The 24,430-nt window shown below is 47.8% G+C and carries 15 protein-coding genes and 1 pseudogene; 9 read left to right on the plus strand and 7 right to left on the minus strand.

The features are described from left to right. The first annotated feature begins 416 nt into the window (after positions 1-416). Entirely contained in the window at positions 417-2,180 is a 1,764-nt protein-coding gene (locus Pan54_RS20855) for a carbamoyltransferase family protein (protein WP_146505320.1), read from the plus strand. A 32-nt stretch (positions 2,181-2,212) separates the two neighbouring features. On the opposite strand, the gene Pan54_RS20860 is transcribed toward Pan54_RS20855, so the two are convergent. The 4 genes from Pan54_RS20860 to Pan54_RS20870 all read right to left on the minus strand — a co-directional run bounded on the left by Pan54_RS20860 (position 2,213) and on the right by Pan54_RS20870 (position 4,737). Continuing rightward, complete coding sequence (locus tag Pan54_RS20860) at positions 2,213-2,455, minus strand: hypothetical protein (RefSeq protein ID WP_146505321.1); 243 nt, start codon at positions 2,453-2,455, stop codon at positions 2,213-2,215. A 401-nt stretch (positions 2,456-2,856) separates the two neighbouring features. After that, on the minus strand, positions 2,857-2,994 hold the full coding sequence (locus Pan54_RS25955) for a hypothetical protein (RefSeq protein WP_165441892.1): 138 nt from the start codon (positions 2,992-2,994) through the stop codon (positions 2,857-2,859). After that, entirely contained in the window at positions 2,975-3,844 is an 870-nt protein-coding gene (locus Pan54_RS20865) for a hypothetical protein (protein WP_146505322.1), read from the minus strand. Before Pan54_RS20865 ends, Pan54_RS25955 begins: the two co-directional genes overlap by 20 nt. A gap of 242 nt (positions 3,845-4,086) precedes the next feature. Next, positions 4,087-4,737, minus strand: a complete 651-nt coding sequence (locus Pan54_RS20870; protein WP_146505323.1) for a hypothetical protein — start codon at positions 4,735-4,737, stop codon at positions 4,087-4,089. A 364-nt stretch (positions 4,738-5,101) separates the two neighbouring features. Here Pan54_RS20870 and dnaE point away from each other — a divergent pair, with 364 nt between their 5' ends. From dnaE to Pan54_RS20895, 5 genes are all read left to right on the plus strand, one after another. Further along, positions 5,102-8,620: a DNA polymerase III subunit alpha gene (gene dnaE, locus Pan54_RS20875; RefSeq protein ID WP_207310197.1), complete on the plus strand. Its 3,519-nt coding sequence runs from the start codon at positions 5,102-5,104 to the stop codon at positions 8,618-8,620. A 653-nt stretch (positions 8,621-9,273) separates the two neighbouring features. Beyond that, positions 9,274-9,858, plus strand: coding sequence for a hypothetical protein (locus Pan54_RS20880; RefSeq protein ID WP_146505325.1), 585 nt, complete (start codon positions 9,274-9,276; stop codon positions 9,856-9,858). A gap of 93 nt (positions 9,859-9,951) precedes the next feature. Next, a complete protein-coding gene (locus Pan54_RS20885) occupies positions 9,952-10,194 on the plus strand; it encodes a hypothetical protein (RefSeq protein WP_146505326.1) in 243 nt (80 codons plus the stop codon). A gap of 130 nt (positions 10,195-10,324) precedes the next feature. Continuing rightward, positions 10,325-13,165: a hypothetical protein gene (locus Pan54_RS20890; RefSeq protein ID WP_146505327.1), complete on the plus strand. Its 2,841-nt coding sequence runs from the start codon at positions 10,325-10,327 to the stop codon at positions 13,163-13,165. A gap of 332 nt (positions 13,166-13,497) precedes the next feature. Then, complete coding sequence (locus tag Pan54_RS20895; RefSeq protein WP_165441893.1) at positions 13,498-15,405, plus strand: tetratricopeptide repeat protein; 1,908 nt, start codon at positions 13,498-13,500, stop codon at positions 15,403-15,405. A gap of 111 nt (positions 15,406-15,516) precedes the next feature. Here the strand turns inward: Pan54_RS20895 and galT are convergent, their stop codons facing one another. Further along, positions 15,517-16,539, minus strand: a complete 1,023-nt coding sequence (gene galT, locus Pan54_RS20900; RefSeq protein ID WP_146505331.1) for a galactose-1-phosphate uridylyltransferase — start codon at positions 16,537-16,539, stop codon at positions 15,517-15,519. Positions 16,540-16,819: 280 nt separating this feature from the next. Beyond that, positions 16,820-17,020 (minus strand): hypothetical protein, encoded by a 201-nt coding sequence (locus Pan54_RS20905; protein ID WP_146505332.1) that lies wholly within the window; start codon positions 17,018-17,020, stop codon positions 16,820-16,822. 564 nt (positions 17,021-17,584) lie between these two features. On the opposite strand from Pan54_RS20905, the gene Pan54_RS20910 reads away from it, so the two are divergent. Next, on the plus strand, positions 17,585-19,387 hold the full coding sequence (locus Pan54_RS20910; protein ID WP_146505333.1) for a YHS domain-containing protein: 1,803 nt from the start codon (positions 17,585-17,587) through the stop codon (positions 19,385-19,387). Positions 19,388-20,271: 884 nt separating this feature from the next. Here Pan54_RS20910 and Pan54_RS20915 read toward each other — a convergent pair. After that, positions 20,272-21,573 (minus strand): annotated as a pseudogene (locus Pan54_RS20915) (IS5 family transposase); the annotation flags it as partial. 205 nt (positions 21,574-21,778) lie between these two features. On the opposite strand from Pan54_RS20915, the gene Pan54_RS20920 reads away from it, so the two are divergent. Both Pan54_RS20920 and Pan54_RS20925 read left to right on the plus strand, forming a co-directional pair. Beyond that, positions 21,779-23,626: a toll/interleukin-1 receptor domain-containing protein gene (locus Pan54_RS20920; protein ID WP_146505334.1), complete on the plus strand. Its 1,848-nt coding sequence runs from the start codon at positions 21,779-21,781 to the stop codon at positions 23,624-23,626. 475 nt (positions 23,627-24,101) lie between these two features. Further along, entirely contained in the window at positions 24,102-24,326 is a 225-nt protein-coding gene (locus tag Pan54_RS20925) for a hypothetical protein (RefSeq protein WP_146505336.1), read from the plus strand. Positions 24,327-24,430: the final 104 nt, after the last annotated feature.

The following is a 24,430-nucleotide window of genomic DNA, read 5'->3' on the forward strand; positions in this document are numbered from 1 at the left end:
ATGATTAGACGATAAGATTCACGATTGCGAAAGATAATGAATAGTTCACCAATGAACAATTCATTAAGTTATCACTGATGGAATAATGCGCGTGAATATGATGATGAGACGACAATGGTCGTGATTGATTTTGACTGCTGAAAAGATTGCATCTCTGCTCAGGAATATTGCAGGTTCACAATCGCAGATTGTTATGTACAGTTCTGATGTGTCCAGATTACTCGTTGATGTATTGTGTTGAATGCTCACCTTATTTCGCAACGATTCATTCCGACTGCCCGATTCCTTTCATGCGTTAAAGAGAACTTCATTCAAGTAGAGAGTGTCATCGATTCAATGAGTCTCAGTCGAAGTCGGGCAGGGAATTAGATAAGCTGACTTCAGTCTCTATTGATACTCATGAATATTAAGTCGGAATGACAGCAATCCTCGGGATTTCAGGTTTCTTTCACGATTCAGCAGCCGTAGTGGTTGTTGATGGTGAAATCGTGGCAGCTGCCCAGGAGGAGCGATTCAGCCGAATCAAGCACGATCATCATTTCCCGAGACAAGCATTAGCTTACTGCCTGGAAGAAGCCGGACTGACAACGACTCAACTCGATTATGTCGGCTTCTACGAAAAGCCTCTCTTGAAATTTGATCGGCTCCTGCAAACTTACGTCTCCTATTCCCCAGCCGGTTTTCGCTCTTTTGCAAAATCAATGCCTCAGTGGTTGAAGCAGAAACTTCATTTGCCCCGAATCATTCGCAGGGAATTGAAGGGGAGCTATCGAAAACAGATCATCTTCACTGGGCATCATCAGTCCCATGCCGCTAGCGCATTCTTCCCGTCTCCATTTGACGAAGCTGCAGTCTTGACGGTAGATGGAGTAGGGGAATGGTCGACGGCTACTTACGGAGTCGGTCGAGGAAATCGAATCGATCTGACACACGAACTTCACTTTCCCCATTCTCTGGGCCTGCTGTATTCCGCGTTTACCTATTATTGCGGCTTCAATGTCGATTCCGACGAGTATAAATTGATGGGACTGGCTCCTTATGGAGAGCCAGTTTATGCCGATTTGATTCGAAAGCACCTCATTGATCTTAAACCGGATGGATCTTTTCGCCTCGATATGAAGTACTTTCAATATTGTCAGGGATTAACCATGACTTCCCGTCATTTTGATCGTCTCTTCGGTCACACTCGCCGTCAGCCGGAATCTGAATGGAAGCAGCATTACATGGACATGGCTGCTTCCATTCAGCTGGTGACCGAAGAGATCCTGCTGAATATGGTTCAACATCTCCATAAGATGACAGGCATGAAGAATCTTTGCCTGGCGGGCGGAGTCGCTTTGAACTGCGTGTCGAACGGTCGAATATTAAGAGAAGGACCATTCGAAAAAATCTGGATTCAACCCGCAGCCGGGGATGCTGGAGGAGCCTTGGGAACAGCATTGTTCCTCTGGTATCAACTGATGAATGAATCAAGAAAACCTGTTCTCCCAGATGCCATGAAAGGATGCCTGCTCGGACCTGCTTACTCAACAGCGAACGCTGCAGAGAAATTACAATCGCTGGGAGCTAATTTCAAAGAGATCTCTGAATCTGAGTTATTGAATAAAGCGGCCGCATTGCTCGCTGACGGGAAAATTGTCGGCTGGATGCAGGGGCGAATGGAATACGGACCGCGTGCACTCGGATGTAGAAGTATTCTCGGTGATCCAAGAAGAGCAGAAATGCAAAGTCGAATCAATCAATCCATCAAATTTCGGGAATCCTTCCGACCATTTGCACCAGCTGTTTTGGAAGAATTTGCAGGTGACTATTTCAAGCTCAAGTCAAGGCAATCCAGTTCTTACATGCAATTTGTTGCTGAAGTTCAACCTTGGTTACTCGATGATCCCACAAAGACAGATCATACAAATCAAAGTTCCTTCCAGTTGCCTGCGGTCACACATGTCGATCATTCTGCCAGATTGCAGAAGGTCGATACGGATCACAATCCCCGCTTCGCGAAACTGCTTTCGGCCTTTCACCAGCTGACCGGTTGCCCCGTGCTGATCAACACAAGCTTCAATGTCCGCGGGGAGCCAATTGTTTGCACTCCTGAGGAGGCATTCCAATGTTTCATGAGCACTGACATGGATGTGCTGGTGATTGAAGACATCATCCTGATCAAAGACGAACAACCATGATCGTTGTTTAACACGTCACGGGTTGAAGTCGATTAACTTGCCTTTTTGGCAATTTCGTTTTGATTATTGAGTAACGGAACAACCTGTGCCATCACTCTGCACATGTCCTGAATGATACCTTGTTCCAGTTCTTCCGTAGAAATCCCTTCGCAGGCATTCATGCAGGCATGGATACGACGGACAATTTCGTGGTTTTGAGGATTGTCTTCTCCAAGAAGATCACCTTCGTGAGTGATAACAAGCTGTATCTGGATTTGCGTGTTGGGCTCATCCATAGGAGCGACTCCGTTCCTGTGCTGATCAAATAATAGGGGCTGTTGACGAATTTCTCAAAAAACAGTTCATCAGTTGCAAAATCGCAAACTTTACCATTATTAAATTTCGGCAAATTTCCCTCGCTGATCCAATCCAGAAGTGCATCTCTGGCAATTCTAAGGGAAAACCCGTGCCGATTGCGGTTGATGCTGGTTGGATAGGAGGACTGGATTAAATGGGACTACTGGGATTCCATTGGGCAATAAATACCACGGCATAGCGACATAAAATTATGATCGAAAGGGATGTCATTAAAAAAAGCCGCTCGTCATTTCAAAATGAAATAACGAACGACCGAGACGAGAGATGATCTCTTATGAATCAATTCGGCAGCCCCGACGGGCTCAAATCCGTGCCGATATTATGTGTATTGTCCTAAAGCCAGTACCAGAAAAACGATACCTGCAATCAGGCAGCCTGTCGACATCATCATCAATGCGACATAGACATCGAGTTGGGGGGCCGGTTTCGGTCCGCGATTAGAGCTTGCTCGTGACATTGTCGCCTCTCTTGATGATTCCGTTTTTAGCTTTCTGAACAACTTTCCCGACCGCATGGTCACTGTCTACATAGACCAGTTCGATCTGGCCGAGGTATTTTGCTTCATCTCCATCTTGCAGGCCTGATCGCCAGACTTCAAGACGATGGCCTTTCACAAGTCCATCATCACTGCCGAGAGAGACTTCCACCAGATCGACAGCACCCCGGTCATCGACAGCGGCGTTGACAACCAGCCCTTCAACAATTGGAGGGGGCTCATTTTGTGCATTATAAATCCGCGGATCCGTTTCGAGGTTATTATTGCGAACCACTTTTTCCAGGAAGGCCTGTTGTTCGATCAGATTCTTGTTCTTGCTGACGAGATTATCTCTCTCGATACGCAAGTTATACAGTTTGTCCTCTGATTCGAGTGCTTTCTCGATTCGACCAGTCAATTTTTCGTGCAACTCTTTGTTCACAACTCGCTGGGCCATTGCTTCTGTTCGACGAGATTCCGCTTCATCTTCAGCAATTTTGACGAGAGCGGTCTGCGACTGCAGGGCATTGGCCAGTCGCTCTTTCTCCATTTTGGCATCGGTCAAATTCAACTGAAGAGCCGAGTTAGCCGATTCAGCTCGCTCAGCACGATCTTCAGCCGCTGCGACGGTCGCTGTCGTGTCAGCCTTATATTTGTCAAATTCAGCCTGCAGATTGTCTTTTTCCGTTTGCACCTGCTGTTTTGCCTTTTGCTCAGCTTCTGCTTTCCCTTTCCAGTCGGCCTGGTAGGTAAACACAGTCGCCGCGAAACCCATAAAGGTTACGGACAGCAAAATCTGCATGACAACGAAAAACTTGCCGATTAATGACATCGCGATAACTCCGCGTTCGCTGGAAACCAGCGTGAAACTTGACGATTTATTGGATTCGGATCAAATGGATTCAAGCCGATTCCTTCAAACTCTACTTGAATGGAACACCAATTGGTAAATCAGCTTTGACTCAATTCTTAATTTGCGCTGTTCTGTTGTATTCAATCGTAATAAACTCTCACGGAACTCTAGTTTACTGCATGCTTGAAAACGGATTCGTAAGCATTGCCGTTAAATTATACCTAATTTACGGATTCCTGCAGTTGACGGTTTCGAGACTGTAATTTCACGACACTCCCTTTTGTCCGCCGAATCATATCTGTCAATTGCTCCTGCAATTGCTTCGCCCGAAATGAGTCGGCTTCGATTTCTCCAAGTTGCTCCCGAATTCGGAAGACATCGCTCCGACGGCGTTCCCGTTCTTCCTGAATCTTTTGAGCCTCTGCCTTTTCGCGTTCCATTTCTGCGGTCAGCCGATTGACTTCATCATCCATTTCGGTCAGACGAGCAATTAATGCGTCTGATCGCACTTTCACGGCCAGACTATCCGCTTCACTAGCTTCCCTGGAATCAGCCAATTCCTGTTCCAATTCCGGAATCTCCATTTCATATTCCTGAATTTGTTGATCCACATCTGCTTTGGCTCGCTGATACATTTTTTCGAGTACTTCAGCCATATTAGTCGATGTGGCGACTGATTCCTGGGTACGTCGGGTTGAAGCCGACCAACTTGGGGTTTCTCCTTCGGTTCGGGTCAGCACAAATCCTTCCAGATCCCGAGCTTCGCTCGCCCAGTCTGGAATAGTCATCCAGCGGGAGACGGCAAATGCCATGAACGCCACGGAAAACATCGCGGTCAGGACAGCCATGATACGACCGAGATTTGAAATCATTGTTGTACTTTTCTGTCGAGACTCTGCGAAAAATCATTCCGAAGACATAGAGGTGGACCGATCAGTCCAGACGCATAAATGATAATCTCGGTTCATCCTACCCACGTCACGCAACGAAAGTCAAATTTGAGTTGTAATAACCTGGAAAAGAGGGAGCAGGTTTTCCGTTCGCAACGATTATGCATATCAAACGACCAACTGCAGGGTGTGAACGAAAGGTTACCGTTGTGAATATGGCCTCTTCATTTTCACTGATGGAAACCCAGTCTGAAATCCGGTAGAATGTGATTCTACACAAAACTCTCTCAGTTCAACGGTATCTACTCGAACTGATGATGGACCACATGGCTTGTCGAGGATGACAATGATCGATCTTTCTGCTGAAACCCGCCCATTTGCTCACCTGCACTGCCACAGTCATTACAGTCTGCTCGATGGTGCGAACCGTATTCCAGCGATGCTCGAAAAGGTGAAAGCCAATGGGATGAATTCCCTGGCGATCACCGATCACGGCAACCTGTTTGGAGCCCTTGAGTTTTATCAGAAATGTCGCGGAGCAGACGTCAATCCGATCATCGGCTATGAAGCCTACATCGCTCCCGGAAAACGCACCGACCGCAGTGCCAGCCGCATGAAAGAGGCGAGCTTTCATCTGACTTTGCTCGCTCAGAATAAAGTCGGTTTCCACAACCTGATCAAACTCGCCTCGGCTGCCTACCTCGAAGGATTTTACTACAAGCCACGTATTGATAAGGAACTGCTCGAAAAATATAACGAAGGAATCATCTGTCTGTCGGGCTGTGCTTCTAGCGAGTTGTCTCACTACCTATTGACCGATAATAATGAGCAGGCGGAATCGTTAATTCGCTGGTATGAGAAAGTCTTCGGCGACCGCGTTTATCTGGAAATTCAGGATTCCGGCGTTCAGATTCAAAAGGATTGCATGGATCGCACGATCGATCTGGCGAATCAGTTTGGCTTTCCGCTCGTCGCTACGAACGATGCCCACTATCTCAATCAGGGCGATGCCCCTGCTCACGAAATTCTGCTCTGTGTGAATACCCGCACGACCATGCAGAATGAACGCCGCATGAAACTCGACAGTTGCGAATTTCATCTGCGAACTCCCGAAGAAATGTACAAGGCGTTTCCGCATTGCCCGGATGCCGTCTCCCGCAGTCAGGAAATCGCTGACCGCTGTGATATCCAGCTCGATCTAACCGCCCGCCACTTCCCGGTCTTCGAGCCGCCGCCGGGGAAGACGGATGTCACGTACCTGCGTGAACTCTGCATGAAGGGAATTCAGTGGCGATACGGCGACAATCCGGATCAGGTCTTTCTCGATCGACTGGAAACGGAACTTGGCGTCATCGAGAAGATGGGCTACAGCAGTTACTTCCTGATCGTCTGGGACTTTGCCCGCTTCGCGCGTGAAAAAGGTATTCCCTGCACCGCTCGTGGTTCTGCCTGTGGGGCGATTGTCGCCTATCTACTCGGGTTGAGTGATGTCTGCCCGATTGAATACGACCTGCTGTTCGAGCGATTTCTCGATCCGAGTCGTTCGGAGGCGCCCGATATCGATATCGACTTCTGCCGCGACCGTCGGCAGTGGGTGATCGATTTCGTCAAAGAAAAATACGGTGAAGACAGCGTTGCTCAGATTGGCACATTCGGAACGCTGAAAGCAAAAGCGGCTCTGCGAGATGTCGGTCGGGCCTTGGATGTGCCGCTGCATCGGGTGAATGAAATCGCCAAAATGATTCCCGAACAACTGGGAATCAAGCTCAAAGATGCCCTCGCTTCAACGGCGGAGCTGAGGGAACAGTATGAACAGGATCGCATGATCCGCGAGATGATTGACTTCGCGATCGCTCTCGAAGGACTATCTCGTAACGTCGGAACCCATGCCGCTGGTGTTGTGATTGGCGATAAGCCGCTCGATGAATATATTCCCCTGCAACGCATCACCGGTAAGACGGATATCATCACTCAGTGGACCGATGTCGAAACTGCCGGCCTGCTCAAAATGGACTTCCTCGGTCTTCGAAACCTGTCGATTCTGGATAAGGCTGTCCATAATGTGCAGATGAATTATCCCGACTTCGACATGCGGCCAATCGACTTTCCGCTTGATGACAAGGAAACGTTTGCCTTATTACAGCGAGGTGAGACAAAGGGAATCTTCCAGCTTGAGTCGGGCGGTATGCGGGATCTGCTCACGAAGATGAAGCCGGATAAGTTTGCCGATATCATCGCGACCTCTGCCCTGTACCGTCCTGGTCCTCTCGAAGGGGGCATGGTGATGACGTATGTTGAAGTGAAGCATGGTCGTCAGCCTGTGCCAAAAGTGCATCCGCTGGTCGATGAAGTGCTCGCCGAAACTTACGGCGTGATGGTTTACCAGGAACAGGTGATGCGGATTTTGAACCGCGTCGGAGGCATCGAACTTTCTGCTGCGTATCGCTGTATTAAGGCGATCAGTAAGAAGAAGCTCGAAATCATTTCGGTCAATCATGAAAAATTCATCGAGGGTGCCCAGGAACGGGACATGACCAAGGAAATGGCCCAGGAACTGTGGGAACTGATTGAGAAGTTCGCCGGGTATGGTTTTAACAAATCGCACAGTACTGCTTATGGAGCAATTGCCTATCAGACGGCTTACCTGAAAGCACACTATCCGAAAGAGTTTATGGCTGCTTTGCTTTCCTGCGGAATGGAAAGTTCCGAGCGAATGGCTGAGCATACCGACGATTGTCGTCGCATGAAAATCGAAATCATGCCGCCCGATTTGAATATGTCGGATGTCGAATTCAAAGTCGTTGGCGATACTGTCGCCTTCGGGATGGGAGCCATCAAAGGGGTTGGTGAGGGAGCAGTTGGTGAAATCGTCAAAGAACGGGAAGCGAACGGACCATTCAAAAACATTTTCGATTTGTGCGAACGTGTCGATCCGAAGGCCCTTACGAAGGGAGTGCTCGAAACTCTGATTCGCGGCGGGGCTCTCGACAGCTTCGGACCAAACCGTGAGCAGCATACGATGTGCATCGAAATGGCGATGCAAATGGCTGCAAGGAAACATCGCGATAAAGCCCGTGGCCAAAAGAGTCTGTTTGGCGGAGGAGCTTCTGCCGCTGCTGAGGAAGAAGCATTGGAAGCCAGCATTCCAGACGCTCCCGACTGGACGCATAGTCAGAAGCTGAACTTCGAGAAAGAAGTTTATGGGTTTTATCTGACCTCTCATCCGCTGACTGAATACGCCGATCAACTGGCCCCACTCTGCTCACATAATACGTCTGACCTGGCGGAAATTGATGATGGAACCGAAGTGCTGATCGGCGGAATGATCTCGGCGATCAAAAAAGCGACGACAAAGAAACCGTCACGCAATGGAAATAGCCGATATGTGAACTTCGATCTCGAAGATGCTCACGGCGTGGTCCGCTGTATTATGTGGCCGGATGATTATTCGCGGTATCAGGAGATGGTCGTCGCCGAAGAAATCTGCATCATTGCCGGACGGGTCGATCGGCGTGGTCGCGAGCCGAATATCATTATCAATAAACTGATGACGATTGAGGCAGCCGAAAAGCAGAACACGCAGCATCTGGCCCTCAAATTCCAGCACGGCTTTCACACCCCAGCCGACATGCAGCAGGTCCGACGCATTCTGGAGCGTTCACCCGGCAACACAAGTGTGGTCATTGTGGTGGAAACTCCTGACGAACAAAATCATGAATATATGACACGCACAACCATGTCTTCACCGACGCTGACCGTGACCGTGACGAATTCAATGCGTGAGGAACTTAATCAGGTTCTGGGAGAATCGTTTTACCGAGTGCATGTTTCCGTGCCAAAGCGTTCGAAACAGAACGGTTCGTGAGAAAGTAGTGCTCTGTCGAGCTTTAAATGTCGCTCTCAAATCGCTATTTCGCAGTCAGTTTGACTGCTCCCCGATGTTGAATGTTGAACATACACGACATTTTGCGATAGTTGGAATAGTAGGGTGCGTCTAGACGCACCTTTCACCGCTCTCCATGTTTGACTTGTTCCCAAGGTCCTCCCTGGGAATACCCGGGATTGAAGATCTGCTTGAAGTAATTGTGGTATTGAAAACCCGTGAGAACAAAGCAGAGCTTCGGGTCTTGCGTTCCCAGAGAGGACCTTGGGAATGAGAAATATCTTTCTGTTGCCCCTGTGTCCGACGAAACACTTTTATTTGACATAACCGTCACAATCACTGAACATTGCACACATTCGCTAGAGTGGTTGTGAAAAGATTTCCAATCGGTCGAACCACCTGGATATCCTAAATTGCACTTTCAGGTCTTGGAAGATAGTCAGGAAAGTGACGAACTAAAAATCGTCCGAACTTGATTGATTTGACATAAAGGCGTTGAAACCTCGTGTAGAATCGATTGGAATAACACGTGAACTTTCGCTAATCAATAACTCATGCATTTCATAGACTCTGCGTGGCCCGTTATGTGGAATCTAACGACTCACTTTCTAGCCATGCCCCAGGATTGACATCACATGAATACCAGCCAGGAATTGACGCCTCAGTCTGCGGAAACGCTTAAAATGCGAATGCAGGATCTTGCGGGAACAATGGCCAAAGCAGCCGAATCGCTTCAGAAGGGGGAGTCGGTTGAACTGCAATATGTTGCTGATGAAATTGGAAACGTTCAGCAATTGATGAAATCACTTTCAGACAAATTGCGCGAGCATCCTCTGCTGGCCAGCAGCGAGCAGAACTCCAATGATCTAACCTCACTTGCAGAGGCCTGTCGACAAATCGAAATGCGTCAGCAGGCGATCGATAAACTAAAGCGGCTCCAACTGGTCAAATCGTTCGATGAAAATGATCGGGGAGCCTTTGAGGAAATGGCTCAGAAGGTGACCAGTGTCATTGAAACGCTGACGAACGGTCAGGCCGAGGATCGCAAACGAGCCGTTGATTTGGTGACGATGTCGGATTCCCCTTATCGGGCAGTTTATGAAATGGTCAATCGTCCGGAAGAACTTTCGGACGATCGCTGGATGGAAAATCAACGATTGATTTCGGAAACGTTTGGTCGCAATGTGACATTGGCCGTATTACGTGGACGAGCCAGATAATCGTGATTGTGATCTCAGGTCGACTCAAATCCTCATCCCGTCGCCTGCGACTCATTCCGAAATCATCAATCCTCCTAAGGAGAAAGCTTCATAATGAGTAGTGCACGTTATAAAACATTGTTGTCCTATTTGCCCGGCATGGCCACGGTTGTGAATTCGTTCAACTCCGAGCAGGTTCAGATTGCGGTCTTCGATCGTCTGATTTCTGCCTTGGAAGAACGTGCAGAATTTAACGAAGCCGCGACACCCACCAAGAAAAAGCCACCGGAGCCCGGGGAGGAAATCGCGCACGATCTGGTGGAAGGCGATAGTATCCACAATATGCATACGGAATAAACAGATGAGAGCCGTGAGCGAGGTATGTACGAGAGTTGCGAACAACACAACTCAATAGTAACTGAAATTTTAGCAGAATATAACGAACCGCTCAGCCATTTACACCAACAGGCAGGCGGAAGGCATAGTTATGATCAGCGGGCCGGAAATCCTGTATGCACGCCTCGATGCGTCTGCAAAACAGTTGTCTCAACAGCTGTTGACGGCTTCTGCTTCCATTCAGCAGGATCAGCTTCACATCGAAGATTCGCTCTCCACCAGTCTCGCAGAGTTTCTGAACCTTGAACAACAACTCCGATCTTCCCTTGAAGACTTATTTCAGGAAGTGGGGCTGATTCCCCCCGAAGAGATGAAATCGACTTCCTGGTCGCAATTGAAAAACTTCCTCGTCATACCGACCCAATTGATGTCTGCTCGTACGGAAGTTGCTCAGTTAAAACAGCATTTGAATTCAGCAACGTCTCGCGAAGGGGACTTTGAACAGATATCAACCCAAGTTGACCAGCTCGAAATTCTCGTGAACGAGGCATCTCTGCCTTTAAATTCCGAAATCATCGAACTGGCTGGCAAGCGACACCCACTGCAATCCGAAGTGACTGAATATGTCGAGTCTGCCAGGAAAATCCAGGCTGCAGCTCCAGTCTCCCGGGAACCTTCAACGCCTCTCAGAGATCTCAAATACACGTCCCTGTTCGATTTTGAAAAATCAGAATCTGCCCCGTTATCTGATTTCAAAGAACAGACAGAACAAATTCCCACTGAGAGTCCAGAGGACGAAGAGATATCGCAGACGGTTTCTCCTCCCGAGTTGATTCCTCTCACAGATGATGACCTTGGAGATGATTTCATCTTCGACGATATCGAAGAAAATCGTGATGAAAAGCAGATTCTCACCTCGACCGAACTGCACGACCGTATCGAACAACAGGAAGAAATCGAACGTACACAAGCCGCCCAAGAACATGAACTCACAAGAGATTCCGTTTTTGATGATTCCGATGATATTTTCTCTGAGGAATCCTTGAAAACGACTTCCGAGACGATTCGGGGATCGCGTTCGACAGACATTCAACAGGAAATTCAGGCATCGTTGAATTCGGGGGAAGCGGAGACGGAAGAAATTCCTGTTTTTCTTTCCCAGGAACAAATTGAAATCGATTATTCCCAGATTTCAGAATCCGCAGACCGAGCAGCCAATGCGCAGAACCGGTTTGATCGAGCCTCCTATCTCGGACGACTCATCTGGGAATTGATCTCACTCGGAGAATATGCCTGGGCTTATCAGGTTTCTAAATGCCTGTACGCCAATGTGGATAAGGATTTGACAATCCCTGCGCCACCCCCCTGGTTGATTGCTTTATTGGTAATGGGTGATTCCGTCCGACTGTCCTCGGGTCGCGTTGCCAGAGAATTCAAAATGATTGCCGAGCAGTATCGTACAGAGGCTCAGGCAATTGCCTCGGATCCAGAGTCGGCAGACGCATTCTTATTGCGGGCAGCGTTAATTCGCGGAGCCGTCACAACTGCGGCTCCAGCTGCTTCCGATTTGTTAAGAAGTTATTCGATCGAAACGTCGCAATCTCAACTCTACAATTACTGCAGTCGGGTCGCCTCGTTTGTGGCGCAGTCGACAGGGTTGAAGCTCGATCAGTATTTCTATCGTCCCGGAGCGGCATCGATTGAAGCGGATGCCCGATCCGTTCGTGCGCGAGTGGTTGCCTGGAGACCAAAAGCATTCAACGAAATACTCCCTTATCAAGTCGCTACGCCTTTGTTTTCGCATGCTTACTGGTGTGTACAATCTCCGACCGCTTCCCGTAAACCGGAAGTCATTGAAGAATGGCGAACGCGACAAGCCCTGCAGGCACATATTTCAAGGATGCTGCAGTCGATACTCGATAACAAGCTCAATCAGAGCTCAACTGTCGAGTCGGAAATACGTCGACTTTCACACAGTGTACTCTTAGTGGACGGGCAGACGCACGCTATCCTTTCCGATCATGAAACGATCGTGATTGAAGGACGTGAGCTCTATAATCATGTCCAGGAAGCGATCGAATTTGCATCACACTGGCTGGTATTGGCTGGTTCCTACCCGGGGATGGAAAGTGTACTCGTTCCTCAGGAAGTGAATGAATTACGCGATGAAATCGATCGTCGACAGCAATCCGTGTTTCTGGAAATGAAAAAACTTGAGAAAACTTATGGCATGCATGCTCATCGTTCAGCATTAACGGCTTGCCGACGCAGTATGGATCGAATCAGCCAGTTATTTCATCCGATGGAAGAGCCACGGATTGCCGAACAGGACCCACTTTGCCTGTTGAATGCGGTGTTATTAAAAATTCCTGGCATAACATTGGAAGACGACTGGCAATGCAAAGTCTCATCCTCCACGCTCGAACACCAGATACTGCTCACACTCAAACAGGGGCGCATTTCCTGGGAAGATGCTTTCGAGCAGCAGTTAAAGATAGGTTCCTATCGAGCAGCTCGCTCGCTACTGAAAATCGATGCCTGGACTGCCCGGCAGCGGCAATGGATGACGTCGCAACTTGAAGAACGTCGGCACGACAATGCAGAATCGCTCATTGCACTGGCCAGTCAGGTGAAAGGAAAAATCCTCGAATCTCGACAACTCGATGTCATCAATGTGATGGAATCGGCTCGTTTAATTAAACAAATCGAATCTGTCGAGGAACGGATCCCTTCAGAATATCAACTCGATCATTTGAGAAATGAACTGAATCAACTCTGGCAGTTAATGGAAAGCCGCCGGGAGACCGAGTTGCGAAAGATGAAAGACAAAATGACCCGGCTGCAAAAGAATTTGCCAGCTGCAGATTCCGAGGAATCAGAGCAGGAAAATGCACTGCTGTTCGAGGATGCGGATATGTACAAACCTGAGCTTCCAAAAGAGCCGGAGAAAAAATCTGGAGAAGAACCGGACGACTGGGCAATTGATGTCTGATAATCCTGTTAAGTAATCTTAGGCAAATAACAAATATGTCCTGACGAATTTGCTCAGGCATGAGCAGGTTCCTATTATTTTCTTGTGTCCTGTATCAAAAATGTCCACAATATGAGCACACGAACCTCCATAAGAGGTTATGTTATGACTCGCCCGAGTACGGGATTCACAAGTGGGGCCACGCTTGTCGAACAAGGTTCACAGTTTCAATTGGATTGGGCTTACCTGATTCAATTGGCTCGAAATCAAAATCTGACATTCTCACTTTTCTAACTGATCGTAATCCATTGGATGCTAACCAATCGAATTTGAACAAACTTCAGCAGGGGCCATTGTCACGACAGGTCCAACTGCTACTTGAAAAACGTAAGTTCGACCAGGCCCGCGAAACTTGCCAGAGTTTTCTCGTCCAGTCTTCAAAATCCGATGTCGAGAAAGTTCTGCCCCGGCTCGAAGCGATCAGCAATCTGATACTGATCGCGACCCAAACCAAACAGGAGGTCAGTCTCGACTGGGCAATGGGAACATTAAAAACGGAAGTCGATTCCCTGCTGCAAAACCACAGCAAAGCCCCGATTCGTGAAGAATATTGTCGTCAACTGATATTATTGAGTGAAAACCTGGGACGTTCACGTTTATGGCCGGCCGTCAAGTCGATCAGCCGACTGCTTACACGAAACCTGATTGAGGACACTCCGTCTTCTCAAGGGTTGCGAATTCGTGCATTGAATAATCTGGGCTCTGCTCTGCTTGCGGAAAATCGAATTGAAGATGCTGCCCATGTCTGGCAATGCGCAATCAACGATTATGACACCAAGACTCCAAACAACAATCCTGCGCCAATCTCGACATTGCATAACAATCTGGCGGAATTACGTCGTTTGCAATGCCGAATGCTCGAAGCCCGATATCATCACCGTCGAGCTCTGGAACTGCGTCGGATGTGCTTTGCAAATACCGATCAACTGATTCGGCAATCACAATATAATCTGTCTCAGATTTTGATTGAATGCCTTGAATACACCCATGCAGCCGAGCAGATTGATGATTACCTGAATTCCTTTGCAGAAGACTCGCAAGGCTCGGTTGAGTATCTGAGGGGAAAAGTTTTTCAGTGCCGTCTCCTCATGGATCAAGGGCAATATCACTCTGCAGATGCTCAAATTAATCATCTGGCTCGTGACCTGAATGGGAATACAACAATCCCCGGCCGTTTAAAAGTTGAGCTCCATTTACATCGACTTGAAATTGCGATTCTGCTGGGGAAAGACAATGTCATCAACAGCGAAATGAAGCGTCTCCCCGAGATGCTTGCAGAATTCGAGCTGACAGGCAGTATTTACGATGGACGGTTTCGATATCTGCTCGGTCGCACGCCAACAACGATCGATTTATCTCCCCTGGATAATAATCGAGAAGTCCACTTGCAGGCTGCAATGCAGATTCTGCATAAGCGACTCGTCCGCAACCATCCGCTGGTTGCAAATACCATTTTCACTCTGGCGGACCATTTTCAACAAACTCACCGTGGGCAACGGGGCGTTCAATCCGCTAATGGGGCGTTGGAGTTATACATCCAGACGTTTTCTGAAGGATCATTACCAGTTGCCTATGCGATGACCCGACAGGCGAAAGTCGTTTGTGCCCAGAAACATTTTAAAATGACGCGCAAGCTCATTCGCAATGCGCTGAACATTACTCGGGAATACGTTTCTGTTCCTTCCTTAACATTACTCGAATGCTACGATTTGTTATCTCAAGCTTACGAAGGTCTGGGTAAAGATCGACTGGCTTCTTATTTTGCCGCAGCCGCTGCTCGTCAAATTCAGCAAACGCTGGAATTCCCGGCGGCGATGGAAGATTTCTATGTCGATCGCGCCTTGCAACTGGCCGAAGACATCGGTCACGATCCCCGTACGATTGCGTTACTGAATCGACGGATTGTATTAATCGGCGAACAGCATCACGCAGACCATCCATTCGTTGCCGAAGCGATGGAAAAGTTGGGACGGATCTACGCTCGGCAAAATAATTACTCCGAGGCCGCTCGGTGCCTGTCTAAAGCGCTGCCAATTCGCTGCTCTGAACTCGGCGAAGAATCCCCAGTTGCAGTGGAACTGATGCAACTCACAGCAGATGTCTGCCGGGAAGCTGGTCAGGTTGATCATGCCGAGGAACTCGAAGGCCAAATTCAACAACTCTCCGACAAAGCCTCACACGTGCTCAGCGATTTGCTGTAGAGCGATTTGCAAGAGTTGTAGATCAGGCAGGCTTGTCTGACCTGCGAATTAACAAACACGAAGCGCAAGCGAGTGAGTGAGTCCCTCAAGCGACTTGACGCGATTGAAAAATCAAACCGACACTAAAGTCTCCGCAGCGAATTCGGGATAAATCGGATTCACATAACTCCCTTGACCTAATTCCCAGCCTGCAATTCCCGAAAGGCGAGGGTAGATTTCCCAATGCCAGCAAAAACCGCTGGAGGAATCGTCGGCGAATGGAGCCGTATGCAGGATGTAATTGAATTCAGTGGCTCCGATCGATTTCTGCAAACGAACGAGAGTCTGTTTCATCAGATGAGCCGCTTCGCGGACCTCATGATCTGTCGCTAAATGAAAATGGGGTTGCGGTTGAAGTGGCAGCAAATGCACCTCGAATGCAAATCGGCTTGCATACGGACAAAACACAGAGAAGGCATCTGTCTGCAACACGATCCGGGTTCCGAGCTGAATCTCCTGCTTGATCAACTCCTGAAAATAAGAGCATCCCATGTGCAATTGATAGCGACGGGAATACTCCACTTCAGTTGAAACCATCGGTGGCACAAACGAGGTCGCCATCAATTGCGAGTGGACATGAGGCTGAGAAGCCCCCGCTGCACGTCCCTGGTTTTTAAAAATTGTAACATGAGCATACCGTTGCTCGTTTGCAATCACTTTGAGCCGTGCCCGATAGCTGAGAAATATCCGCAGGAACTGATCGTCACTCAAATCACAAACATTTGCAACGGGGTGAGGCGACTCGACAATCACTTCATGGCAGCCTGTCGCTTCATTCCGAGTCCTCAATTCTTCGTCAATGAGTTCCCCTGCTGGCGCAGAGAGTACAGGATATTTATTGGGAATGATGCGAACATGCCAACCGGGTGTATTGGGTTTTGTGTCGGGCTGACGATCGGCGTAACTCTCGCGAGTCGTCAAATACTCATTGTGTTCTGCAAACGGATTGGAATCTGGAATCGATTGAGCCGTTGGCGAAAGGATCGAATTCGGTCGCTTTGCTCGCGGCGGGGCGAAAATCACGGGCCACCCGTGGATCGGATCGTAGCGAACTTCATGATGTTCGGCTGATGGAGTTGAGACGTCCTCAGTCATTACTTACCTGTAAACTCAATTCGATGCAAAGTCAGCGTCCGGCAGGAGAACAGCCTCGTAAATTAAACGCTTGATAAAACGTATTGAAAACAAATCAGTCGGGGTGGCGAGGGCGCTCCGCTTTAGTGGAAGCCCCATAATCTTCAACGATTCGGGGTCTTCTCTTCGAGAGCGCCCCCGCCACCTTCGTTAAAGGACTTTCGAAATTAATTCAATTCCTATTCCGGTTAGACGTTTTCCGATTGTGAACGTCCATCCGACTGCACATAGCACAAAAATGCTAATTGGCTTCAAAGAAGCGGCTGGAAGAGCCACCTTCTTTTGAAATATTGATCCGAACCTGTTTCGCACACTTCGGACACCAGCCAACATAGGCATCCTTCACCGCATTAATGCGAGCATAAATATAGACATTACAACATTTCATGTGGATCCCGAGTGTCGCTGGACCGGTATCCTGTTTTTGCGGTGGATTGGACATGATCGTTTCTGACAGAGTGTGAAGAAATTAGCAGGAAATAAAGTCATTCCCGCTCAGCCATTTTCCATCTTTATATTTTAGCCGAGAGAAAACGACTGAGAGAATAGCATTCTCATGACCCTCCGGCTTCTCTGCCCAAATCGGTTCCTCTTGCAGCTCACACTTGTTTTCTGCTTGATTCCCTGCACTTTTCAGGAATCGATTCTCGTCAAAATTGCCGTTGTCGATATTACAATCGACTGCTCATTAATCCTTCAGATGTCAAACTGGATAAACCTGGCGAATGCTGCCTGATATTCCGGTTGTGCCGCACTTGCCGATCCAAACGGTTGGAATGCTTATCCGGCTCCGCTTCGATGTGTATCTCGGTTCCGGTGAGTGACGATAGTAGCAGGGAGCGAAATTGTAACGGTCGTGCTGATTGTCACAAATCTACTGACGGCTGTGCTTGACTGGCTCAAGAGGAATGTGAGAACTGCAGAGAAATTAATGTCTCTCGTTCATCGGAATTCCATTCGCAATAAATTGAACAAACGATAAGTGTGACTTTTCGGAGAACCGGTTATGTCTGCAATCAAGAAGATCATGTCCAGCGGAGCCACTGCGAGCCTGGTTCTTTCCTTTTTATTACCCGTCCCGAATTCCTTCAATGCACTCTCTTGTGCAGAAGCTGGAGTCAGGCCAAAATTCAGTAAGCCGTGGCTTTCAAATAAACCGTACAACGATTCGAACGAGAAGGTCAAATCGTATCCGCTGCCGGATTTCAACGATCCTGATTCTCAACCGATTCCGTCAAACGAGCCTTACTCGGCTCCAGCCGAACAAACGCGTCCGGCGACTCCGCCTTCCAGCGTGATGCAGGAGTTGAATCATCTTTACGAAAAAGATGGTAAGAAAGCTCCCGATTTAAGCCCTTACGCATTTGAGACCAAGCGAACCGAAACGGCTCGAACCGAAGCACCGATTTCGTCGCAGAAGATCCCCACAAAGCCACCTTCGATGTTCTCGCGATTTATCTCCAAATTGACGGGGAAATCAAGTAGTCAGAACAGGAATGATCCTGCGAGTTATCCAGAATTTTCCCGCGAGAACGCGGCTAAGCTGGGCATCAAACTTGAAGAGCCGCAGTATGTTGATTCCAGAAATGCCACCGCGATCGAAGAGGTCACCGTATCTAACGACTTACTGCTCCCACCGCCACCGGTTTCTGATGTCGCGCCGGCTCCAGCCGTTGTGAGCATTCCGAAAACTGCTCCAGTGAAAACTGCGAAATCTCCTGCACCGGCACCGGCTCAGGCGACTACAACAGCTCAAATCGATTTGTTACCTCCGTTGCCACCACCAATGCCGGGTAAAGTTTCAACCCCAGCTGAAGCCGTGGCCTCAAAGAATACGGTTTCCGATCTGGATTTGCTCTTACCACCACTTCCAGGCTCGGTCAATATTCCGGCAATGACAGCCAGTCCAGAAACAGAGAAGCCCATATTGGTTCAGACTCCGTCTTTAAACGAAGTTGACGAGTCGGCTCCACAGCAATTGCAAGTTCCAGCTCCGAAAGCTCTCGATCCCCAAGTCGTTGAAACGGAAGTCATGGAGCCAACTCCGCAACAAACGGCTCGCGTTGAGCCGATGCCATTGCCGGTGGAAAAGCCCGTTGAAGTAGCCGTAGAAACCCCGGTTCGTGAAGAGCCCCAGGTTCTCGAATCGACTGAAATCGCTCAGGTTCCAGAATTGCCCGAACAACCTCCTTTAAAAGGAGAAATGAAGTCGAATCTGCCTTTGGCACCATCAGCCTCCCTCGTGGAACGGAAAGTCGACTTGCCCGGTCGAGTGACTGTTTCCGATGAAGGGTGGCGAAGTCGCGATGGACAACCGCAGCGTCCTGTGATTGCTGCAGTGCCTGAAGTCCCTGCAGAAACCACTGTGTCCGTAGAACCAAACCAGCTGACGATTCCCGACTCTGCTCGTCCTGCTCAAATTTCTACGGCTGCAGCCGAACCCCGCTCACCACAGGAGAAGTATCAACTGATCGCTTCCCGTGGCGATGCAACCGGCTTCAAAGGATTCTGTCCGGTTGTCCTTCGCGACACCCTCGAACTGGTCGACGCCAACCCCGTCTTCCGCACCGAGTACGAAGACCAACTCTACTACTTCTCGAGTGAAGACGCATTGCAGAAATTCGAAGCGAATCCTCTGCAGTATGTCCCCGCTCACGGAGGCGTCGACATCGTCCAGTTCATCGAACACGGCCTCGAACAACCCGGCCGCCTCGACTTCGCCGTCTGGTACCAGGAAAGACTCTTCCTCTTCTCCAGCCAGTCAACACTGGAAATCTTTAGAGCCGACCCAGAACGATTTGTGGATTGATGGGATGACAAGTTGATAAGACAAAAAAAGCCACTCCGAAAGGGGTGGCTTTTTTATTTGGTGCTGTCTATTCCCTAAGCGGGTGCCATGCTCACACTTGTGTGAGCATGCATTGTGAGTAGGAATTCAGTTGGTAACCCGATCATTTTGTTAGCTTGGTCTAGGAGGCAGGGGTTGAACGAATTGAGCCCCAAGTTTCGATTAATGTACTTGGAGTTTTACTGCGACAGGCCCCATGCATCCGTTAAAAATATAGTTTATTCAGAGACTAACGCTCGAAAACTCCATCATTTGGCCACGTGACATTCCTCTCGTGACAATTTACAATTAAATACACATGAAGTGCGTATTGAGAGATGTTTTTTTCTATTATTAAACATTTGTCAAAACTGGTCGGGTTAACCTGCTATTATTAATTCCCTCCATTGTAATAAAATTACATGGGAATCTCAGAATTTAACAGCATTCCATTTGGCATGACAAATGGAATGCTGAAATTTATTTTCATTGTGTTTTATATTTAATATGATGGATCCAAATTTACTGGGACCCTCTCAACAACATTTTTGATGAAAATAGATATATGTATTTCTCAGAAGTATTTGAAATTCCTGAAAAAACTCTCTCAAAAGAGAATGTCTTTGACATTTCATTAGTTAGTGATCTTCCATTATTTATTGACCCATTCTTAATCTTCAACAGTAAGAAAACAGTACACAAGCAGCTTCACCGCCATATTGTGGCATACTTAGTCGTCCCTGAATAACCCAGATTTTACGTTTCGATATCTGATTTGTTCATGTGTGTCGTAATGAGCTTGTCAAAAACTGCCTATTGTTGGGGATTTGTCTCGGAAGAATGAGTTGACATAACTGATTTATCAGCTTGTCGATGGCCAGGATGGGTAAAAATTGAGCGCAGGCCAACCCGGCCATGAGCTTGCGCAGGTTGTAGCCAATTGCACTCACCAGAGCATTGATGCGATCTCCTTCGCGACCCTTCAAATAGTTTCGCTCCATCCGGTGATCGCTCTTGAGATGGCCAATTGTTGGCTCAATCGCGCTGCGACGTTTGAGCATTTTCCGATACGCCCGCGTCGCTGTTTTTGGGATCCGTCCAGCTACGTGCACCTTCCCCGATCCCTCATAATCATGGCCACGATAGCCACGATCAACCATGATGTGTGCGGGCTCAACCTCGGTGATCTTCACCACCTGATCAATCGCCTGCTGTAGCGTGTGGCCATCGAAGGGATTCCCATGCAGGGCGAGTACCCCGACGATGAAGCTGTTGGCGTTCGTGGTCGCCAAACTCACTTTGCAGCCGAATTCATACTTCTTATGCGCCTTCCCTTTGGCGATGCACTCGACGTGCGGCTCGTGGACGCTGTAGACTTTCGGACTGTCGGTTCGCTGTTGTTTGAAGATTTGCCAGGCGATTGTCAGCAGTTGTTCAAGGGCTTCCCGGTGCGTCGAATTCGTGATGCTGGTCAACTTCCGCGACATATCTCGCAGAAGGCAGCCGAGGTGCGTACGGAGTTTGCGTTCGCATTTGCGGGCGCGCCGGTAGTGCTTCGCACGGGAGTAACGTCCCTGCATCACCAGTAGAGTTTTGTTGGTGAATTTGTACGATCGCCGCAATACCACTCCCGCATTTTGAGCCAATCGAACCAGCGATCGGGCGGCTTTAAAATACAAACGCGCGTCGGTGGGAAAGGCGATTGCTTTGGGCTGGACGGTCGTGTCGATATTGATTTTTTCGAGCTGGGGTTTGCGAAGTTGTCCTGTGCGACGGGCGACGTGAATCGTTTGCTGCAGAAGAATTTCGAGACGCTCGGCTCCGAGCCGCGAACGCCAGCGGGAGAGCGTGGTGGGATCGATTGGCGGCTTGTGCTGCATGACAGTGAAGCCGCAGAACCACTGCCAATAAGGGTTCTCAACCCAGCGTTCGATGAGTTGCTCATCACTCTGGTCGAAAGCGGACTTCAGATAAAACAATCCCATCACAACCCGCACATCCGTGGCCGGTCGACCATTGTCGTCACAGAAAACGGGTTCAATTTCCCGACGAATCGCATCCCAGTCGATTAAAGCGGCCAGTTTGACGAGCGGATGCTCCAGATCAATCACTTTTTTAAGCGAAACAGTGAACAAATCCGGTTCAGAACGGGAACTTTTCGGCAACATTTTTGACCAGCTTTTGAGAGGGAACGAAAGAAAGCTGGTCAAAAATACCAAACCGAATTGACTCTGCAACCCTAAAATAAAAGACTTTACAGGGTTATGCAGGGACGACTACTTAGCATATGTGAGGGATCGGTTAATATCAGGCAATTTTTCACAGGTCGATGAAAAAGAACTGCTACATTTTTCAGAGATCCGCGAGAACTGGTTGGGTTATTCTGTTGGAAGTAACGCAGGTCACGGATTAGGACAGAAGTTTTCCAAAGGTGCAATTATTGGGCTTAAAGGTCCATTAAAAGATTTTGGTAAAGAAAAATACTCAGTCAGCAGTCACGTAGAACGCCTTTTTTTATTTTCCAGTGGATCCGGAAGAGACGCTTTAAGCGATTTTGTCACAAATCTCTGTCATGAATACTTATTGAAATTCACTCAAAATTTCACAAAGAAATATCTCACTTCTGAACAGGCACAGTTATTTCATATTCGCAGAGTAAGATTTGACTACAATTTGGGTCGCTGGATAGATGATAAGTTCTATTTACCAAAACATCAGTTTCAACACATACTGCTTACTCCCAAAAACCTTCTTACCCAATCAGTTCCTTGGATAAACCGTCCAGAACTATTTGAAAGATTTGGCGACATGCTCATTTCAATGGAGGATCAACATTTACGAAATAGTGTAAATGAATTTCTAAGGCAAAAATTATCTCCTCCTCCAAACCATCCAGTAAATAAGCAATTCACTCCTACTAAAAAAGATGTAAAATATGCATATGAGCTAGCAATCGAAAATTGGCCAGATTTAGCTAACTACTACATAATGATTAAAGAGGATAATGGAGAAGAAGCAAAAGAGCTTAGTAAAATGAAAGTAACAAGAGCAGGTGATCTTTTTCGAGACAGAATTCTGCTATTTGTTTCGAGACATTTGCATGATCTTGGTTTTTATGAAACTGAAGTCACCAACATACAAAAATTAATGAACGTATTTTCAAAAGCAATATCAGTGGGCGGAAGAGAGTTATTTATTAAAGATGGACATCTAATTGATGGTTTAAATGCTGAAGATGTTAAGTTGGTGTGTACTCTTGCTTGGTGGGGGGATGGGAACAAAAAAAGATCGATTCCTCAATTCAAGTTTGTTTATGATCACAGGTCACTCATGAACCTGGAGTCAACTATAGTTGACAACAAGAAAGAGGCAGCTATAGTGATTACTACTGATCGCCCCAGAAAATCTACAACTGATTATTTTCTAAAACAACGAGAAATTACCAATTGGAATGTGGTATCAATTACAGGCAATCCTGCAGAGGAGACTAACGTGGAATCTGTGTTTATTAGCTATACAAAAGCAGATGAAATTTGGGCAAAATGGATCGGAGAAGTTCTTGTGCAGGCAGGTTATCAAGTGACCGTCCAGTATAAGGACTTTCTGCCAGGATCAAATTTCGTGAATAAAATGGATTTTGCAATCAAAAACACTGATCGTACGATTGCTGTTCTTTCAAGAGAGTATTTGAATTCTGAATGCGCTGCAGCAGAATGGCAGGCCGCGTTTATAGATGATCCTCTTAGTGAAAGTCGAAAATTGGTCCCATTAAGAATTGAGAAAGTGAAAGTGAAAGGTCTCCTTGGATCAATTGTCTACGCAGATCTATTCGGATTGTCTGAAGAGTCTGCAACAGCTATGTTACTGGGTGCACTAGGTGGTGAGAACAGACCTACATCTTTACTTGTAAATGAGAAATTTCCAGGGAGTGATTCGGGCAATAATTTGTATCAAGAATATTTGGAGCATGTTCCCAAACATATTGAGAAAAATGAAACAGTGGAGAGTCCCCAACAGCGAATGATTGTTGCTGATAGAATTATGAAGTTATCAACAAGTCAGCTGAACATGCTTGTTTTTGGACTGAATCCTCCTGAGAACGAAATACCACCTTTAAATGCCTCTGCAAAAGATCGAGCTTCCGCATTAATAGCTTGGATCGCAGGTGCAAATGTAAAGTTTGAAATGCTTCAAAGCTTAATTTCAACCTTAGAGAATTAGATCGGTAGTTTCGTAGGATTCGTTTTGACGCGGGTTGCCTAACCGAATTTGTCGGTTGGGTCGCGGAGCGGCAAGATGAAGCCACCCTGCGGTTTCTGGCTTTATTAGGTCTCAATCAATCCCATAAAGCCAACCCCGTGTGGCGTTGAAAGATTCTTTCCAGGGCGGCGAGGTCATCAGATCCTTCCTGGACAACTCACGCTCAATCTGCAAGTCTCTTTGGACTTCGTCCACCCGCGGAAGAAGATGCCGTTTTCTAGTCATGGAGAGCGAACGGTGGAGCATCTTGTGCTTTCAGCTCCCAACCGACTTGGTCGGTCGGGCCACCCTGACGGATTACCCTGATCATTTTTCACAAATGACAAAATCCCAATTTCCCACCCGCTGTTCATAGGGAAATTTCTGGTCTATGCTGGGGATCCTGTTGCAACAACTTTCACTCAATTGCAACCATTTTGATCAAGGCCTGGTAACAATGCATAAAACTCTAATTCTCACTTCGTTATTATTACTTGGTCTGGGCTGCGATGACTTCGCGGCACGTCAGGCGGCACGTCAGTACAAAGCCGATAAGGATCGACGAGACCAAGAAGTCAAGGATCTCAAGGAGCTGGGGTTGGAGATGCATAAAAAGAATGCGGCCCTCCCTGAGTCGACTTCGAGCGAAGCCCCGGAGAGTACTTCCGACCCTTCCCAATAGCATCATATTCCTATAAGAACGTGGGTGGCACGACCGTCTATGTCGGTTGGGTGCTGAAAGCACAAGATGCTATACCATGCGCTCTCAATTTCTGTTGACCAGCA

Origin of the sequence: Rubinisphaera italica, from assembly GCF_007859715.1 — a bacterium.
Lineage (GTDB): Bacteria > Planctomycetota > Planctomycetia > Planctomycetales > Planctomycetaceae > Rubinisphaera > Rubinisphaera italica.